The 17,936-nt window shown below is 61.4% G+C and carries 12 protein-coding genes and 1 pseudogene; 8 read left to right on the top strand and 5 right to left on the bottom strand.

Annotation, left to right across the window (positions count from 1 at the left end):
- Nucleotides 1-28 precede the first annotated feature (28 nt).
- Both BRA1253DRAFT_RS14310 and BRA1253DRAFT_RS14305 read right to left on the bottom strand, forming a co-directional pair.
- Nucleotides 29-1,180 carry a glycosyltransferase family 2 protein gene (locus tag BRA1253DRAFT_RS14310; protein ID WP_007595274.1) on the bottom strand — a complete coding sequence of 384 codons (1,152 nt, stop codon included), beginning with the start codon at nt 1,178-1,180 and terminating at the stop codon, nt 29-31.
- Nucleotides 1,181-1,798: 618 nt separating this feature from the next.
- Nucleotides 1,799-2,089: a hypothetical protein gene (locus tag BRA1253DRAFT_RS14305; RefSeq protein ID WP_007595273.1), complete on the bottom strand. Its 291-nt coding sequence runs from the start codon at nt 2,087-2,089 to the stop codon at nt 1,799-1,801.
- Between the two features lie 1,001 nt (nt 2,090-3,090).
- Here BRA1253DRAFT_RS14305 and BRA1253DRAFT_RS14295 point away from each other — a divergent pair.
- The 5 genes and pseudogenes from BRA1253DRAFT_RS14295 (at nt 3,091) to BRA1253DRAFT_RS14275 (ending at nt 10,584) form a co-directional block, all read left to right on the top strand.
- On the top strand, nt 3,091-4,314 hold the full coding sequence (locus BRA1253DRAFT_RS14295) for an acyltransferase (RefSeq protein ID WP_007595271.1): 1,224 nt from the start codon (nt 3,091-3,093) through the stop codon (nt 4,312-4,314).
- A gap of 1,803 nt (nt 4,315-6,117) precedes the next feature.
- Nucleotides 6,118-6,267 (top strand): annotated as a pseudogene (locus BRA1253DRAFT_RS46195) (aldose 1-epimerase family protein); the annotation flags it as partial.
- Between the two features lie 907 nt (nt 6,268-7,174).
- Nucleotides 7,175-8,182: an NAD-dependent epimerase/dehydratase family protein gene (locus BRA1253DRAFT_RS14285; protein ID WP_007595270.1), complete on the top strand. Its 1,008-nt coding sequence runs from the start codon at nt 7,175-7,177 to the stop codon at nt 8,180-8,182.
- Nucleotides 8,183-8,206: 24 nt separating this feature from the next.
- On the top strand, nt 8,207-9,619 hold the full coding sequence (locus tag BRA1253DRAFT_RS14280; protein ID WP_007595269.1) for a mannose-1-phosphate guanylyltransferase/mannose-6-phosphate isomerase: 1,413 nt from the start codon (nt 8,207-8,209) through the stop codon (nt 9,617-9,619).
- A gap of 74 nt (nt 9,620-9,693) precedes the next feature.
- On the top strand, nt 9,694-10,584 hold the full coding sequence (locus tag BRA1253DRAFT_RS14275) for an aldose 1-epimerase family protein (RefSeq protein WP_007595264.1): 891 nt from the start codon (nt 9,694-9,696) through the stop codon (nt 10,582-10,584).
- Between the two features lie 30 nt (nt 10,585-10,614).
- Here the strand turns inward: BRA1253DRAFT_RS14275 and BRA1253DRAFT_RS14270 are convergent, their stop codons facing one another.
- A complete protein-coding gene (locus BRA1253DRAFT_RS14270) occupies nt 10,615-11,463 on the bottom strand; it encodes an MBL fold metallo-hydrolase (protein ID WP_007595263.1) in 849 nt (282 codons plus the stop codon).
- Nucleotides 11,464-11,711: 248 nt separating this feature from the next.
- Between BRA1253DRAFT_RS14270 and BRA1253DRAFT_RS14265 the strand changes: the two genes are divergently transcribed.
- Nucleotides 11,712-12,524 carry a response regulator transcription factor gene (locus BRA1253DRAFT_RS14265; protein WP_007595262.1) on the top strand — a complete coding sequence of 271 codons (813 nt, stop codon included), beginning with the start codon at nt 11,712-11,714 and terminating at the stop codon, nt 12,522-12,524.
- A gap of 232 nt (nt 12,525-12,756) precedes the next feature.
- On the opposite strand, the gene BRA1253DRAFT_RS14260 is transcribed toward BRA1253DRAFT_RS14265, so the two are convergent.
- Together BRA1253DRAFT_RS14260 and BRA1253DRAFT_RS14255 are read right to left on the bottom strand one after the other, a co-directional pair.
- Nucleotides 12,757-13,563 carry a transglycosylase SLT domain-containing protein gene (locus BRA1253DRAFT_RS14260; protein WP_007595261.1) on the bottom strand — a complete coding sequence of 269 codons (807 nt, stop codon included), beginning with the start codon at nt 13,561-13,563 and terminating at the stop codon, nt 12,757-12,759.
- Between the two features lie 98 nt (nt 13,564-13,661).
- Nucleotides 13,662-14,804: a S9 family peptidase gene (locus tag BRA1253DRAFT_RS14255; RefSeq protein WP_007595260.1), complete on the bottom strand. Its 1,143-nt coding sequence runs from the start codon at nt 14,802-14,804 to the stop codon at nt 13,662-13,664.
- Nucleotides 14,805-14,946: 142 nt separating this feature from the next.
- On the opposite strand from BRA1253DRAFT_RS14255, the gene pgm reads away from it, so the two are divergent.
- Together pgm and BRA1253DRAFT_RS14245 are read left to right on the top strand one after the other, a co-directional pair.
- Nucleotides 14,947-16,593 carry a phosphoglucomutase (alpha-D-glucose-1,6-bisphosphate-dependent) gene (gene pgm, locus BRA1253DRAFT_RS14250; protein ID WP_007595259.1) on the top strand — a complete coding sequence of 549 codons (1,647 nt, stop codon included), beginning with the start codon at nt 14,947-14,949 and terminating at the stop codon, nt 16,591-16,593.
- A 292-nt stretch (nt 16,594-16,885) separates the two neighbouring features.
- A complete protein-coding gene (locus tag BRA1253DRAFT_RS14245; RefSeq protein ID WP_007595258.1) occupies nt 16,886-17,935 on the top strand; it encodes an aromatic ring-hydroxylating dioxygenase subunit alpha in 1,050 nt (349 codons plus the stop codon).
- The last annotated feature ends 1 nt before the right edge of the window (nt 17,936 follow it).

Genomic DNA, 17,936 nt, shown 5'->3' with positions numbered 1-17,936 from the left:
GCTCCAGCGCGACTCCTGTGCGTCAGGATTATCGCATCGCGGCCTGGTAGGCCGGAGAGAGACGCATCAGACCGCAGCGGACAAGATCGTCGGATGATTGGTAGATCAGGCTTTTGGGATAGATGAGTTCGAATGACGGATTCTGATCGAGCCGCTCCGCGTAGCGTTGATACTCGACCGATCCGAGATAGTAGTTCCCCTCACGGACCGCGATTGCGACCTTATCGGTGAAGTCGTGGAGAAATTTGAAATGGAGCAGGGCGCCTGTGACGTCGCCTGGCTTGCCTGGCGGAGCCATCAGGTGACCGGCGGCGATATAGCGCCGGCCAGGCAACCAGCGCGCGAACGGCACTTTAGTGAGCAGCGGTGGCTGCCAGCGCGTGATGTTAACTGCAGGCAGCAGCCGCGCCAGCCCATATGGCTCAAGCAACTGTACAAGTGCGTCGTAAAGCGCGATCTTCGGCGGCATCGGTTCGTCATAAAACAGCCTCGCTCGCGCACCACCCACCAGGTAGCTGGTCGGAAAGCCGCGCCGACGGCGCTTCACATAGGTATCGGAATCGAAGTAGGAGGAGAAAGCGACGAGGCTCTCGCCGGCATGGTAGCGCTCCGGACCGCCGAGCCAGCGTGGATACATATCGACCATCTCCGCGGTCATGCAATCAGCGCCGACGCTCTCCAGATAACGGCACAGCCATCGAAGATCAAAATTTTCGCAGCCGGGGTAGACAAAGAGTTCGTCGGCGTCGAGTGTCAGCGCCCACCGTCCTGGCGCGAATTGGTCGAGCACGGCGCTGGTCCAACGCGCGCCACCACTTGATTCTGCAAAGGGCTCCCGGATCTCGAACACGTGAACGTCCGGCTGATCGAGCAGGAATGCTCGCGTGCCGTCATCCGAACGGTCGTCGATTGCGAGGAAACGTCCGACCCCGAGCCGGCGATGATGGCGCAGGAAATCGGGTAATCGCAGCATCTCGTTCCGGAGCTTGCCGACAGCCACGATCTCATCGGCGCCGAAGTCGAGCGGCCGGGTGTCGATCCGGTGAATGACCGGATCGGGGCGCTGCTTGGTCCGGGATCGCGTTGGCGTCACGACAGCCGCTTGACCCCTTACAATCGACTGTTGTAACGCGTTCTGCGCGCGGTTCCCGCCCGCCGCTGCTCTCGCCAGCAATTCCATAGAGTGTCCAGCCAACCGATCACATCTGCATTATTTACGATAAAAGAAGGCGAATATAGGTGCTATGGACGGTCACGATGTCCCAACGGGTTGATCTAGCCTCATAAGCCGTGGTGAGGGACAATGTGCGCCTCTTCTTTGCAATCGAGGAATATCGGCCGGCGGCTTCGCGCCGGTTCTAAATAAATTGCATCGCCATTCGTTCCCAAACGTCTTGAGCATACAGTGATGTGTCGCGGCAGCTTGTTGCGCATTCGTCTCGTCCGAAAGCATTTGCGCCAGTTGATTTTGTGCAACACAGCCACTGAAGTTTCAAGGAGCTGACATCAAAGTCAAAGGAAGGAGCCTCCGCCACGCATTCACACGCGTATTCAGTTGGGTGCAGGAGATCTTTCGGTTGAGCAGATTAGCGCTTGGCCACCAGCTTGTGCGGAGCATCACTCGTGCGCGGGATCATGCCGCGTAAACGAAGCGCGCTCACAAGCACACCACCAGGAATGCGGCCCTGCGGGATGATCTACATGGTAATTAATCAGGTGCGGAGCTTCTACAGGAGGATGTGTCAATGAACCGGCTAAGAGCACAACATCCTCGCTGGCCGCTTATGATAGGGGCTGACTAGAAGGCAATTTGCGATTCAGGCATCTGCGGTGATGCCTCCGACTGCACCTGGTCGAGCACCGAGAGGTTCGCGATGAGCAGATAGATCAGCAGGCTCGCGCAATAGACGACTTGCAAAATCACCGCGCCAGCGACGAATGCTATCGCGCCCGTGGCGAAACCCTGCTCGAGGCCCAAATACCACGATGCAACTAGGATCAGCGCCGTTGCGGGAATAAGCGCGTATGCGCGAAGAAATCGCCCCAGAACAACTCCCGCCACGGCGCTGGCAATCATCAGCACGATCAAAATCTGCCCTCCTGCTCTTGCACCAGAGATGTTCCGGACGCATGACAGGCCGTATTGTAGCCACAGAACCGCTAAACACATACCACTTTTGCGCAGCGGACGCCAGTCTTTGGTGCGCCTGCCGCTGCGCTGCGGGCGGGCGGTTCTTTCCCGGAACGTGTTCGGCCATTGACCCGGTTCCTTTGACCCCAGTCTCTCCGAAATCTGGTGCTTTGTTCCAGGGGTTTAATTCTTCGACGCGAAGTGGTCGACCTGGCAACGGGCCGACCCGCAGATGCCGCAAGAGACTTGTGACCAACACGCCCCGGGACGGCGAGCGGCCTACCTTTCCTGTTTTTTGCGCAGCAGGAGCCCGACCAGTTCTTCGAGGCTCTGCTCAATCTCCACGGACTCCAAAGATCGCGTGTCGGGCTTAGACAAAGGAGGCTCGATGAGACGCAAGTTTGCGCCGGCAGGCCGGGCGGGTTTCACTGGGTTCGGCTCCCCGACGGATATGCCTTGAAACGACTGAGGCATGTCATGGCTCGTCCGCTCAGGCATTGCGGGATGGGATGAGGCGGATCGCGTCCTGGTGCTTTCATCCGAAGACGGTTGCCTGGTTCTGAGCACGGGGGAAACGTAGGGTTGCAAGTTCAAGTACTCAGTGTGCCGCTTACGAGAGATCAGCTCGCGCGTGGCATAGCCGGCAGCGAAGCCAATCGCGAGCAGAACGAATATGATGAGGAGGCCTCCCATTAAACTATACGTGTCCGCTCATAATTCTGCCTCACAGTCAACCTGCTGCCGTCTTTATCCTATCGTTGATAGCTGCCGTAATTGACGATTTGAAGGCACGTCGTTCGCCGAGTCCGAGTTGGGCTGTGCTCGCCTGAGCCTAGTTGCTGGTCAATGTGCCCTCCGTCTGGCATCGCCCTCGAAAGTGATGCGACAGCCATTTATTGACAGCTCGCTCAACGTAGCGAGCATCGCAACAGGAAGCCACGAACATTGAGATCGCCGTCTTGTCATTGCAATCCCCAGGTTCCACCATCATAGCCGACAGCCCCGCGCAGAAAATCGGGGCCGTCAACGGTTTTCGCGGACTCGCCATCATGATGGTGATTCTTTTTCACTTGCTTGTTCCGTTCACATCCAGCGCGCCGGCGTTTCCCGGAGAACTTGATCCGAACGGTTTCCTAGCCATTGTCGCGAAGCACGGCTTCCTCGGCGTAAATATCTTTTTCGTGCTCTCCGGATTCGTTCTGTACCTGCCCTATCGCACAAAGAAGCGAACCATCGATCGGCTCGCCGACTTCACACATTTTTATTGGCATCGCGCAGTCCGGTTGCTTCCGCTTTATTATACGGTCGTCCTGGTGACGGTTGCACTCCATGCCAAGTCGCCTGCTGGATCGCACGCGTGGTATTTGGAGCTCGGCGGGCTTCTATCTACGCTTTTCATTTTCGTGCCGCATGGGTTTATGCCCCCCTCCAATCCGGTATTGTGGTCCGTAGGCGTTGAAATCTGGTTCAGCCTTTTGTTTCCGCTGCTGATTCTTCTGATCGCGCGCATCGGCCTTGGATGGCTGTTGCTGTCGAGCGTCGTCATCTGCTCAGCTTTCGTGGTGGCTGGGCATCTTATCGCGGTGGATCGGATTGGGATGTTTCGCCCGTTTGTGGGCGGAATATTCGGGTCGTGTTATCAGTTCATTTTCGGAATGTTGGCTTGCGATCTCTACGTCAAGTCCAGGGACAGCGTTTCAGCCAGGAGATTTCAGTCGCGCGGGCTGCTGCCCGGACTGCTGCTGATGATTGCCGCCATATATCTCAAGGATAACGGCCCCTGGGCTGTGAGCATTCTCTATGCCACGATCTTTTGCGCCGGGTTTTCCATGCTGCTGCTGGCGGTCTTGTGCGGGGCCTGGTCCGCAAATCGCTTGTTCGAAGCATGGCCAGTCCAAGTCGTCGGATGCATGTGCTACAGCATCTATGCGTGGCATTCGGCCATTATGGTTGAAATGATCCCGCCTGATACCTCTTCGTTAAAAGACACGCTTCGATTATCATTGCCATATCTCACGATAGTGATCGCGCTGAGTGCTTTGAGCTACCGCTATATTGAGTTTGGCCATCAGCGTGATTGGAGGGCTTTGTTCTTGTTGCGCAACACAAAATCCAACGAGGTCCCCGGCAATCAGGGATTCATTGGTGATCATGGCGACTCTAAGGCCTCTGCATCGTCCTGAAAGACAATTTCTATTGGAACACGTGCGATGCCGCCATTGGCATATCGGGTTCGGGTCGCTAATTTGCTATTTGGTTTCCACTTCTCGCGGCCGGTGTCGTCGTTGCGCTGCCTTTCGTAGCCTTCACTAGATCTGGCTTACTGCGGCGGAGTATCGCCAGCTGCCATCGAAATCGCGCTGCCCTTGCTGATGTTTTGACTGTGCGGAAACCTCAAGCTGCACTTCCTCTATCAGAGGTGGGCGTGAGTACTTGATTGCTGGTAAGCGCGCGTTTGTGCGCTTGGATCAGCAGCGAGCCGGGACGTTGGCTTTCTGGCTAGAAATGTAGGTGGCGACAATCACGGACATTGCTCGGGACCTGAAACGATGGCTGAGCAAGGTTGGGAAGTTGCTGAATTCGGGCGAGACCTCGTTCGAGCGGCACGAAACCGCGGTCAAAAGCTTGAGGCGAGGTCTCCCTTGAGGGGCTTGAGGCGAGGGCGTCGGAGCTGATGGGCAGCGGACGTGGCTAAATCGGCTCGTGACAGATGACTTTGATCCGGATCTTCGAACAATCGCGCGGTGGCACGTCGTAACTGCGGTGATGCAATAGCTCTCGCTTATGTCACACTGGCAAAATGCGAGGGTCCATCCGCTGGGGTTGGCGCCACCTTGGATTCTGCAACTCTTGGAATCGACACCTGGTGGCTCGCGCAGACCCGGCAGGTCCGCTAGCGCCGGGAATGTCTTCTGCGACTCACGCCTTTGGCGCGACCTCGACTTTCACGCCTTCTCTCTTTGAGCCGTTGCACCCGGTGACGGAGTCTCTGCAGCTCCGTAAGGAGAGTGACCAGCCTCTGAACTCTCTGACGCAGAATAGCCGAACGACTATAAACTTGACTTCGATTACTCATAGCTGCCTGGAAATGACTACCTGCTGAAAAAGGACGAGCAAAATGGGGAGTCTGGGTAGCGGGCCGGAAAACAACCGCTCTAGTGCTTCAGTTATAAAGGTTGTCCCAGTATCAAACGAAATGATTTGATCGATTGCAACCCGATTTTCTTCGCATTTTGCGATAGTCAGCTCGGAACCAATATGAGGGCCGCAGGCCCTCCAAACTGGCGGCTCGGCTCCTCCAAAAGAGTATGCGTGTTGCCGAACAGCTGCCCCATTTCTTTCGATCGAATTGGAGCTGAGCTCAGCTGCACAGTCACGGTTGCTGCGTCGCAGTCGCAAGCGGAACTGATCTTTGTGCGCTCGCATTATCCACCCTCGGCAAAGTCCACGCCTCGGGTGGAGGCCGCCTTCCCGGATCGGGTTCGAGCGTGAGATGATTTGCTCATTAATTCGCAAGCAACTGAGCAAACGGGACGACGGTTACGGTTCTATCCGGTCCAGAGCGGCGACGGCGGTGGACAAGTGCCGAAAAGCTTCGGATTGTGGAGGAGAGTCTGGCGCCTGGGGCCACCTGTTGTCGAGGTCGCTCGGCCACATGACGTTCACCGCAATCTGGTTACGGCTTGGCGGGGGCAGGCGCGCACAGGCGGCCTTGCGGCCCGGAGCCGATGCAGCGGCAGGATGGCGAAGTCCGTTTTGCGGCAGTGTCCATTGCGCCCGACCGGCGATCGTTGACTGCGCCCTCCGGAAGCTGCGGTGCGATCGAGATTGAGTTCTCGGCCGGGGCTCGGATGCGGATCACGGGCGCAGTTGACGCGGCGACGCTGAGCGCAGTCGTGGCAGCGCTGACTGATGGACGGCCACGATGATCCCGTTGCCGGCCGGCGTGCGGGTATGGCTCGCAGACGAGCGAAAACACCCACACGATCCGCAGCGGCGGGCTCACCGCGACCATCAAGGCGCAAGGCGCGGAGATGTGTTCGCTGGCGAGCGATGCCGGCCTCGAGTGCGTCTGGCAGGCAGAGGCGGCCTGGCCGCGCCATGCGCCGCTGCTGTTTCCAACTGGGATCGGGCGTTGTGGATTTCGAAATGCTCTGCGCTGTTGGGAATATCGGAATGTCCGTTTTCGAAAGGCCAAGCATTGCAGCCAGTTCATTGCGAGAAAAGGCTGATACGGTCGCGATCGTGGCCCGGCGTGCAAGCAGGCAACCCATCGTTCGGTGGACGGCCAAATAGCGCCAATTGAAGAAATCGGGCCGGCGGAAGACCTGTGCGTCGTGGATGACGACGATATGATCGCGATGAAAGACGGGTCCGGCATTGGCTAGACTGATCAGGCGACCTCCAGCGGCAGCGCGCGCGAGTTCAATCTGATCCCAGGCATGTCCGCTCAGCCGTCCTATCTTGTGGACCTTGATGCGGGTGAGTTTGATCGCTTCGCTCGTCTCGCTCGGCACGAGCAATTGCCACTCGGCTCCTTTGAGGGCAGCGGGCGATTGGTCGGACGCAAGCAGGGCATCGATCGCTTTGACCAGTTCGGCGGCATAACGCTGAACGCCGGTCAGCTTTTGCGAGAGAAAGCGGCCGTTGATGAAATGCTTCAATTTTGTGCCGTTCGGGTTGTCGATGCCATAATGCGTGGTCGCGATGTGTGCTTTCGAACCAAATGTGAGCACGGAAAGAAGCAGCCCGAAGGCACGGAATTATGACGACATCGGTCGCGTGATCGCGCTGTTCGTTCGGTGCTCCCGGGGAACACTTGTTGAAAGTCTTGCCGGGCAGCGGGCAGCCTTTTATGGACGCGCGTCCGATGTTGCGTCCGCAGGCAGAGGGCGCCCCTTCTGGTTAATTGGGAAGGCTGACAACCGAAGCGCCCGGCATTAAGGTTGCCGATGCGAGGCGGCTGTTCTCCAATGCTGAACCCTTGCCTCTACCGGTTCAGTCTGGCAATGCGGTATATGAGGACGGACAACGGAGTTTATTTTGGCCCCCGTGGTGGTTACCGGCGCTGCCGGCTTCATCGGCATGCATGTCTGCGAGCGCTTGCTTGCGCGCGGGGAACGAGTTGTCGGCATCGACGCAGTAACTCCCTACTATGATCCGGCGCTCAAGCGCGCTCGCCTCGAGACGCTCAAGCATGACGCCTTCACATTCCACGAGATCGATCTTGCAGACTTCGCTGCGGTGGCGCGTGTGTTCGACGAGGTCTCGCCCGACCGCGTGGTGCACCTTGCGGCGCAGCCCGGCGTGCGCGCTTCGATCGACGATCCCATCACCACCATCCGCGCCAATTGTGATGGCTTCGTCACCGTGCTCGAAGCCGGCCGGCGCCACGGCCTGGCGCATCTCGTCTACGCCTCGTCGAGCTCCGTGTATGGCGCCAATCGCACCTTGCCATATTCGACCGAGCATTCGGTCAATCATCCGGTCAGTCTCTATGCCGCGAGCAAAAGGGCCAACGAGCTGATGGCGCACACGTTCGCACATGTTCACAAGCTGCCGGTGACCGGCCTTCGCTTCTTCACTGTCTATGGTCCATGGGGCCGGCCCGACATGGCCGCCTGGCTCTTCACGCGCGCGATCTTTGCGGGTGAGCCGATCAAGCTTTTCAATCATGGAAATATGTGGCGCGATTTCACCTATGTCGACGACATCGTCGAGGGCGTGATCCGCACCCTCGATCGGCCCGCGACGCCGAATCCCGCGTGGAACGCCGAGCAGCCAGAAAACTCGTCGAGCTATGCGCCGTATCGCGTCTATAACATCGGCAACAATTGCTCGGTCAATTTGATCGAGTTCGTCGAGACACTGGAGAAGATCATCGGCAAGCCCGCGATCCGCACGCTTTTGCCGATGCAAGCTGGCGACGTCCTCGAGACGCGCGCCGACATTTCGGCCCTGCAACGCGACGTCGGCTTCACGTCCTCGACGCCGTTGGCGGATGGCTTGGGCCGCTTTGTCGAATGGTATCGAAATTATCACCGCGTATAAACCCCTCTCTTGAGTAGCTCACACGTGTCCCAAAAAATTATCCCCCTGATCATGTGCGGCGGTGCCGGAACGCGGCTGTGGCCGGCTTCGCGCGAGGTGCGGCCCAAGCAGTTCCTGCCGCTGTTCGGCACCCGCTCGACCTTCCAGGACACGCTGTTGCGCGTCTCGGAGGCCTCGCTGTTCGATCGCCCGATCGTCATCACCAATGCCTCCTACCGCTTCATGGTGCTGGAGCAGCTCGCCGAAATCGGCATCGAGGCCGACGTGATCCTCGAGCCGATGCGGCGCGATTCCGGCCCGGCGATCGCAGCCGGCGCGGTGTTCGCACAGAACCGTTCGAGTGAGGCGATCGTGCTCGCGCTCGCCGCCGACCACGTCGTGCAGGACAATGCCGCCTTCGTCGCGGCCTGCCGCCAGGGCCTCACCGCCGCGAGCGCCGGGCGCATCGTCACGTTCGGCGTCAAGCCAGAGCGGCCGGCGACCGAATACGGCTATATCCGCCCGGGCGAGGTCATCTCCGGCGAGGTGCACGCGGTCGCGCGCTTCGTCGAGAAGCCGGATGCGGTGAAGGCGGCCGACTACGTCAATTCCGGCTATCTCTGGAACAGCGGCAATTTCATGTTCCCGGCCAGCGTCCTGCTCGACGAATACCGCAAGGTCGATGCGGCAAGCGTGGAGGCGATTTCCAATGCCGTTAGCAATGCCGGCCGCGATCTCGGCTTCGTGACGCTGGAGCCCGAGGCGTTCGGCGCGGCCAAGGCGATCTCGATCGACTATGCGGTGATGGAGAAGACCGCGCGCGCCGCGGTGGTGCCGGTGTCGTGCGGCTGGTCCGACGTCGGCTCCTGGCACGCGGTGTGGGAATTGTCCGACAAGGACGCGCAAGGCAATGCTTCCCATGGCAGTGCGGTTTTCGAGGATTCCCGCAACTGCAACGTCACCACAGACTCTGCGCTGGTCGCACTCGAAGGCGTCGATGATCTCATCGTGGTTGCGACTGCCGATGCGGTTCTCGTCTCGCGCCAGAAGGATGCCAACGGGCTCAAGCGGCTGGTCACAAAACTCAAGGCGGTCGCACCGAAGGTCACCGAGGAGCATCTCAAAGTGCATCGGCCCTGGGGCAGCTACCAATCGGTCGACAATGGCGAGCGCCACCAGGTCAAGCGCATCGTGGTCAAGCCGGGCGGACGTCTGTCGCTGCAGAAGCACCATCATCGCGCCGAGCACTGGATCGTCGTCCGCGGCACGGCCCGCGTCACCGTCAACGAGACCGTCAAAAGCGTGCACGAGAACGAGTCGATCTACATCCCGATGGGCGCGGTGCACCGGATGGAGAACCCCGGTAAAATCATGCTGGAGCTGATCGAGGTCCAGACGGGAAGCTATCTCGGGGAAGACGACATCATCCGGATTGAAGACGACTATCAAAGGTCGTGAGCAGAGTGTCTCTCCAACATTCCGCGAACATTTGGAAATTGTCCTGCGAACTGCGATGATCTGAACAGGCTGTTATGACCGACGATACGCACACGATCCGCAGCGGTGGGCTCACGGCCATTATCAAGGCGCAGGGCGCCGAGATGTGTTCGCTGGCGAGCGATGCCGGCATCGAGTTCGTCTGGCAGGCGGAGCCGGCCTGGCCGCGCCATGCGCCGCTGCTGTTTCCCATCGTCGGGCGTCTCGCCAATGACGAATTGCGGCACCGGGGCAGGACCTACCGGATGACCCAGCACGGCTTCGCGCGTGACAGCCGCTTTGCGTGGGCGGAACGTGGCGAAAGTCGCTGTGTCCTGGTGCTCGAAGACAGCGAGACGACGCGCGCGCTCTACCCCTTCGCGTTCCGTCTGACGGCAACCTATGCGCTCGACGAATCCGGTCTCGATCTTTCACTCACGGTCGCGAACACCGGCAAGGAGATATTGCCGGCCTCGCTCGGCGGCCATCCCGCTTTCAACTGGCCGCTCCAACCGGGACTGGCGAAGGAGAGCTACGCGCTGAGCTTCGCGAACGCAGAACCATCTCCCGTCCGCCGACTCGACGGCGGCTTGCTGCGTCCGGCAACGGAGCCGAGCCCGATCAAAGGCTCCGTGTTGCCCTTGTCCGAATCCTTGTTCGTCGACGACGCAATCATCTTCGATCGGATCGCGAGCAATTCGGTCCGCTATGCCGCCGAGCAGGGGGCGTCCACCGGGCCGTGGTTGAAAATGTCATGGGACGGCTTTCGCGAGCTTGGCGTCTGGTCGAAACCGTCGGGCGCGCCGTTCCTCTGCATCGAGCCCTGGCGCGGCTATGCCACTCCGGCCGATTTCGACGGAGAGTTCAGCGACAAGCCGGGTCTGATGCACATCGCGCCCGGAACGGAAGAGCGATTGTCATTTCGGGTTGAGGTTGGATCGGCCTGAGGCCGGACGGCGTTCGCACATCTCAAGTTCTCAGACCTCGATCCGTGTGAGGTCCTCGCCGAGCACGACAGGACCCGAGTAGTCCCGCCTGACGTCCACGAGCAGCGCGTTCAGCATGGAATCGTCGGTGCGAGGCCGGTGATGGGTCAGCGCGAGCTTCTTGACGCCGGCCTTGGCCGCGACCTTGCCGACTGTATCGCCGCAGGCCATCGTGAATTTCGCAAGCCGGCGTAGGTGCTCGTTGTCGATCTCCGGCGTGGCGAGGAAGCAGCACTGGACCAGCAGGTCGGCCCCCTCAGCCAACCGCTCGAGACCGGGGCAGGGCACCGTGTCGCCGGAAATTGCGATGACCTTGCCCTCGGCCTCGAAGCGGTAGCCGAGACACATCCAGCGTGCGAGGAAGGCCGGTGACATGTCGAGGCCGTCGCCATGCGAGACGAGTTCGGCGCTGATCTTCCAGCGCCCGGTGTCGAGAACGGGGCCCGCTATAATGTCGGTCGCGACGACAGGTTTCCAGCCGCCGAAGCTCGGCTCGCCCTGATCGCGCCAGGCGATGTCCTTGTCGTAGACCTGCGTGACGAGCGTATTGACGAGCCGTTCGGTATCCGGCGGTCCATAGATGCGCAGATCGTCTTTGCGCCCGTGCAACCATGAATTGAGCATCACGTCGTAGAGGTCGCCGATGTGGTCGAAATGGTGATGAGTAAGGAACACCGTGTTGATGGAGCCGAGCGGCACGCCGGCCTTGCTGAGCTGCACCATGACGCCGCGGCCTGCGTCGATCAGGATATTTTCCTCGCCGAGCCTGATCAGCGTGGTCGTCGCCATGCGGCGCGGGTCCGGGCGCGGGCCGCCGGTGCCGAGCAGGATGACTTCCATGGCGCCACCTCCTGGGGCAGACTTTTCGGGACGCCACAGTAGATTTGAAGCTCTTGGCGTGGCAAGCGGCCGCGGGATGGGCTTCAGCCCGCACAACAGCCGCGCGTACGGGGCCCTCGAACATGCTGCGCGAGATGAGAAGTGTGGGCCAATTCATACTTAATCCAGCTGGATCGTGACCAATGTTGTTTGGGCGCGCTAACGCGCCTAGTATTGCAGCAGGCAATTCGAGGGGGCTCGAACAAGTCGTGAATGTACGTTCACAGGGCGGCGCGCTCGGCGACCTGAGCTTCCAGGTCGGCCCGCAAGCACACAGGACATCCAACATCGTGGCTGATTCCGCAGTTCAGGAATTGCGTGTCGCCGGCCGCGAGCGACTGATCGTCGTCGAGGACGATCCGGTGACGCGGACGATGCTGGTCGGTTATTTCAGCGAGAACAATTTCGACGTGGTCGGCGCCGGCTCCTGCGCGGAATGCCGCCAGGCGCTGCGGATGCGGACCGATCTCGTCTTCCTCGACGTGCAACTGCCCGACGGCGACGGTTTCGATCTCGCCAAGGAGATCCAGGCGACCAGCAATGCGGGCATCATCTTCGTCACCCGCCGCGACACCGACGTCGATCGCATCCTCGGCCTCGAGGTCGCGGGCGACCACTACGTTACCAAGCCGATCAATTTGCGCGACCTGCTCGCGCGCGCGCGAAGCGTGCTGCGGCGGCGCTCGATCGACCGCAAGGCGGCGCGCACCCACAATTCGATCGCGTTCGGCGACTGGATCATCGACCTGACGCGGCGCGAGCTGCTCGGCAGCGACGGCAAGCCGGTGGCGCTGACACGCGCCGAATTCGACCTGCTCGCGGCACTCGTCGGCGCCGACGGCAGGCCGCTTAGCCGCGACTATCTGATCGAGGTCGTCAGCAACCGCCAGGCCGAGGTCGACATCCGCACCGTCGATGCCTTGGTGGCGAGGCTGCGCCGCAAGCTCGTCGGCAGCGGCACGCCCGTCATCACCACGGTCACCGGCGTCGGCTACAAGCTCGCCCTGAGCGAGCGGCTCTAGACGGAGGCGCAGCACGAAATCGTGCCGGCTGCGCCATCGGGTTCAACCACTGAAACCGACGAGGAACCGAATGGCGAGAAAGGCGGACAGCGCCACGGCGCCGGTCGCGACGATTGCAAACAAAACTCTCAAACTATTGTGCATGATCTCTATTCACGTTCGGTTTCAAAGTTCGGTTTCAAAAATGTCGTTCGTCCAACCGCTGCTCGTCTCAAGGCAAGCAACTCTAATTCTATTGGCGTGATGCGACCCGTTTCCACTTGGCTTCGACGCGAGCCTTGATGAGGCGAACCCGGGCTTCCTGTGCTGCCCAATATGCCCTGCTCGCCGCGGCCGTGCCTTGGCGGTAACGCGCGTAAACGTCCTTCGGCTGTGCCGGTGTTTTTTGATTATGCGCTGACTTCTGATTGTGCGCGGACGTCGAGACGGTGGGTGTCGCTGTTGGCGCCGGTGCCACATCTGTGACGGCCGCAGCCTGGTTTCCTACATTCGTCGAGTTCATGGAGACCAGACGGTTGCGGGCGCGATGACAATAGACCTGCGAGCGCGGAGTCATGGACTCCTCGTCGTGACCTGCTCGATATTTCATCAGGGCTCGGCAAAGGTCCCCGCCGGCCAGGCGCCATGCGCGGCTCAGATAGAGAACGCCGTAGTGGATGTTGATGTCGGGCTCTGCGAGTTCTGCGTTATTTCCCCGAAATCCGAGCATCGCTGCCGTTTCGGGCCGAACCTGCATGAGGCCGATCTCGCCGACGGCGCCAATGGTGCCCGGATTGTATCCGCTTTCGACGAAGACGACGGCCTCGGCTATGTCGGCGGGCAGATTGGTCTTGGCCGTTTCTCTTTCGATGATTTTTCGGATCGCCGCCCGCGACGCCGGCGTCTCTCCAGCGCCGAGATCTGCATCGCGACCGCCCGCCGCCAACGCCGGTTCCACGTCGTTCTGGGCGTGCACGGAGGTGGATGCCAACCAAAGCACAGCGATCGCAACGTGTGTCCACGTTGCGCGGGCGTTGATGTGTGTTCGATCCCGCAGCATGGACCACGTATTATATCTTTCGAGTTAACAACCGATTTTCTGGCGGCTCGGGGTGCGGCCCGGCTCGGACGGCGCGAGCGGCCGGCGGCGCAATGAAGCTATCGCGACCGCGAGCTCTGGTCGGTTGATGTGCTTGGCGCAGCCCCGGCCAATTTGTCGTCGACTGCATAGAGCGTGCAGGCAGACGACCATTTTGTGCAGGCGGCAAGTGAATCGCGCTGGGCGTCGTCGGCCGTCGCCCGCCCCGAACGCCAGCCGTAACCGCCGTTCGGCGACACCGCAAAAGCCTTGTGCGGCATCGTGCTGGCGAGATAGCGCGCGAACTCGGCACGTGCGGCCTCGCTGAGCTGGCCCGGCGGCGGCAGCGGATCGGGCGGGCTCAGGACATCGTGGCCGAGACCTCGCTCGCGCAGGAAGGCGTCGAGATAGGGCGTCCATTGCGGACGGCTCACGACCGAATAGAGATAGTGGCCATCGTCGCCGTAAGGCGGCGCCGCGATGAATTTCGCGTTGCCGCCATTGGCGCGAAATCCGTCATGGAGGCGGCGCGCGAGGTCGGGACCGAAGTAGGAATCATTGCTGGCATAGACCCACAGCATCGGAGCGCGCGAGGTTTTGCCGAACGTGGCGAAGGCCTGCACCAGCCCGTTCGGATTGCAGACGTCGTCGTCATCGCGCGAGCCGCGCCCGCCGGCAAAGCTGATCGCGGCGGCGAGACCCGCTGGCGCCTGCGCGGTCAACGCGACGGTGGCGAACCCGCCGGCGGAATGGCCAGCCGCGATCATGCCTGAGGTGGTGACGTCGGCCCTCCGCGCCATCGCCTCGATCGACGCGCGCAAATCCGCCACCGCGACCGCCGCGGCCGGCAGATAAGCGGCGTTGGCGCAGCCGCCGACGCTGTCGACGCGCCCGCCGGGCGAGGTGCCGTAGCCGCGCCGCATCACGATCAGCGCGGCAAAGCCGCGCCGGGCATATTCGAGAGCGATGCCATAATATTTGTGCGCGGACATCGTCGCGCGATCGTCGAAACTGCGCGGCGAGCCGTGGCTGAGCAGCGCGAGCGGATAGCGCTTGGTCCCGGCCGGCCGGACCAGGAACGCCTCCAGCCCCTGCGGTCCGGCCTCGACCATCGGGATACGCAAATCCTCGGTGTAGAACTCCGCGGCCATCGCATCGGGCGCGATGCCCGCCATCGCAAGCCAGGCCATCAGAACAACCAAGAGCCTCTGAAACAGCGTCATGCCCCGACTCGAAAAGCCCCGATCGAAAGACCATAGCATGATCTCAGGAACGGCCGCCCCATTGCGGGTGTTGTGCTCTTGGCGCGGGCTTGGCCGATGCTATGGTATTGCGCAATCTCTACGACAGGACGAGGTATATCCAGTGGCTGATGTTCATCCCGCGGCGGGCAAGCAGGCCTCGCCGGACGCGCTCACCAACGTTCCGCGGCTGGTGACGGCCTATTTCGCCGGCAAGCCTGATGTCGCGGATCCCGCGCAGCGGGTGGCGTTCGGTACCTCCGGCCATCGCGGCACCTCGTTCAAGACCAGCTTCAACGAGGGCCATATCCTCGCGACGACGCAGGCAATCTGTGATTACCGACGTGAAAAGGGGCTGACCGGTCCGCTCTTTATCGGCATCGACACCCATGCGCTGGCCGAGCCGGCGCTGGTCAGCGCCGTCGAGGTGTTCGCGGCCAACGGCGTCGACATCATGATCGACAAGGACGGCGGCTACACGCCGACGCCGGTGATCTCGCATGCGATCCTGACCTACAACAAGGGCCGCACCTCGGGCCTTGCCGACGGCGTCGTCATCACGCCCTCGCACAATCCGCCCGAGGACGGCGGCTACAAATACAATCCGCCGCATGGTGGGCCGGCCGACACCGACGCGACCTCCGTGATCGAGAGGCGCGCCAATGCCTATCTCGCCGACGGCCTCAAAGGCGTGAACCGCATCGACTACGCCAGGGCACGCAAAGCCGCGAACGTCCACGCCTATGACTACGTCACACCCTATGTCGCCGATCTCGGCAACGTCATCGATCTCGACCTGGTCAAATCCGCCGGTGTCAACATCGGCATCGATCCGCTCGGTGGCGCCGCCGTGCACTACTGGCATCCGATCATCGAGCGCTACGGCCTGAAGGCGACCGTGGTGAACGAGGCGATCGACCCGACCTTCCGCTTCATGACGGTGGACTGGGACGGCAAGATCCGCATGGACTGCTCCTCGCCTTACGCGATGGCGAGCCTGATCGCGATGCGCGACCGCTTCGACGTCGCTTTTGCCAACGACACCGACGCGGACCGCCACGGCATCGTGACGCGCACCGGCGGCCTGATGAATCCGAACCATTATCTCGCGACCGCGATCTCCTATCTGTTCGCGCATCGCCCGAATTGGGGCAAGGACGCCGCGATCGGCAAGACCGTGGTGTCGAGCTCGATCATCGACCGCGTCGCAAAAAAACTCGGCCGCAAGCTGGTCGAGACGCCGGTCGGCTTCAAATGGTTCGTCGATGGCCTGCTCGCGGGCGGCTTCGGCTTCGGCGGCGAGGAGAGTGCAGGCGCCTCGTTCCTGCGCCGCGACGGCACGGCGTGGACCACCGACAAGGACGGCATCATCCTCGGCCTGCTCGCGGCCGAGATCATGGCCAAGACCGGCCGCGATCCGAGCCAGCTCTTCAACGACCTCACCGCCGAGTTCGGCGTGCCCCATTACGCGCGCATCGACGTCGCCGCCACCACGCCGCAGAAAAACATCCTGAAGTCCGTCACGCCCGAGCAACTCGGTCTGAAGGATCTCGCCGGCGATCCCGTCCGCGCCACCCTGAGCAAGGCGCCCGGCAACGGCCAGCCGTTCGGTGGCATCAAGGTCGAGACCGATTTCGGCTGGTTCGCCGCGAGGCCCTCGGGCACCGAGGACGTCTACAAGATCTACGCGGAGAGTTTTCGCAGCCCCGAGCACCTGAAGGCGATTCAGCAGGAGGCTCAGGCGGGGTTGGCGAAGGTGTTCGGGGCGTAGCCGACGAGCCAAAGCGCCGCTGCCACTGCTCCTCCAAGGGAGGACTCGCCGCATCAACAGCTGTCATCACCCGCGAAGGCGGGTGATCCAGTACGCCGTGGCGCCAGTTGAGTGAACCAATTACGGCCGCGGCGTACTGGATTCCCCGCCTTCGCGGGGAATGACAGCGGAGTTATGTATGTATACATGATCCCGTATTATGGTATTATAATACGCCCAATTCGCCCTTGAACGATTCCATTCCTCCGCTATTGTATACATAACGTATTCATAAGCCTTGGGAGTGAGACCGGTGACAAAATCCTTCCCGATGAACGCCTGGTATGCCGCCGCCTGGGACGCCGATGTGAAGCCGGCACTGCTGCCGCGGACGATTTGCGGCAAGCACGTCGTGATGTACCGCAAGGCCGATGGCTCGGTCGCCGCGCTGGAGGATGCCTGCTGGCACCGCCTGGTGCCGCTGTCCAAGGGCCGGCTCGAAGGCGACACGGTCGTCTGCGGCTATCACGGCCTGAAATACAATGCGCAAGGGCGCTGCACCTTCATGCCCTCGCAGGAGACCATCAACCCGTCGGCCTGCGTGCGCGCCTATCCGGTGGTCGAGCGTCATCGCTACATCTGGCTCTGGATGGGCGATCCCGCGCTGGCCGATCCTGCGCTCGTGCCCGACCTGCACTGGAATCACGACCCGGCCTGGGCCGGCGACGGCAAGACCATCCACGTCAACTGCGACTACCGCCTCGTGCTCGACAATCTCATGGACCTCACCCACGAGACGTTCGTGCACGGCTCGTCCATCGGCAACGAGGCGGTCGCGGAGGCGCCGTTCGACGTCACCCATGGCGAGAAGACTGTTACGGTGACGCGCTGGATGCGCGGCATCGAAGCGCCGCCGTTCTGGGCGAAACAACTCGGCAAGTCCGGGCTCGTCGACCGCTGGCAGATCATCCGCTTCGAGGCGCCGTGCACCATTGCCATCGACGTCGGCGTGGCGCCGACCGGCACCGGTGCGCCGGAAGGCGACCGCTCGCAAGGCGTCAACGGCTTCGTGCTCAACACCATCACGCCGGAGACCGAGAAGACCTGCCACTATTTCTGGGCCTTCGTGCGCAATTATCAGCTCGGCGAGCAGCGCATCACCACCGAGATCCGCGAGGGCGTCTCCGGCATCTTCCACGAGGACGAGCTGATCCTCGAGGCGCAGCAGCGCGCAATGGACGAGAACCCTGATTGCATCTTCTACAATCTCAACATCGACGCCGGTGCGATGTGGACGCGCAAGCTGATCGACAAGATGGTGGCAAAGGAAAACCCGCCGCATCATCTCCAGGCCGCGGAGTAAG

This window comes from Bradyrhizobium sp. WSM1253, from assembly GCF_000244935.1.
GTDB lineage: Bacteria > Pseudomonadota > Alphaproteobacteria > Rhizobiales > Xanthobacteraceae > Bradyrhizobium > Bradyrhizobium canariense.
This window is presented reverse-complemented; position numbering and strand designations above follow the sequence as displayed.

Coding starts and splice junctions, on each gene's coding strand:
- BRA1253DRAFT_RS14310 (WP_007595274.1), bottom strand. CDS start 1,180: ATGGAATTGCTGGCGAGAGCAGCGGCGGGCGGGAACCGCGCGCAGAAC.
- BRA1253DRAFT_RS14275 (WP_007595264.1), top strand. CDS start 9,694: ATGACCGACGATACGCACACGATCCGCAGCGGTGGGCTCACGGCCATT.
- BRA1253DRAFT_RS14270 (WP_007595263.1), bottom strand. CDS start 11,463: ATGGAAGTCATCCTGCTCGGCACCGGCGGCCCGCGCCCGGACCCGCGC.
- BRA1253DRAFT_RS14260 (WP_007595261.1), bottom strand. CDS start 13,563: ATGCTGCGGGATCGAACACACATCAACGCCCGCGCAACGTGGACACAC.
- BRA1253DRAFT_RS14255 (WP_007595260.1), bottom strand. CDS start 14,804: ATGACGCTGTTTCAGAGGCTCTTGGTTGTTCTGATGGCCTGGCTTGCG.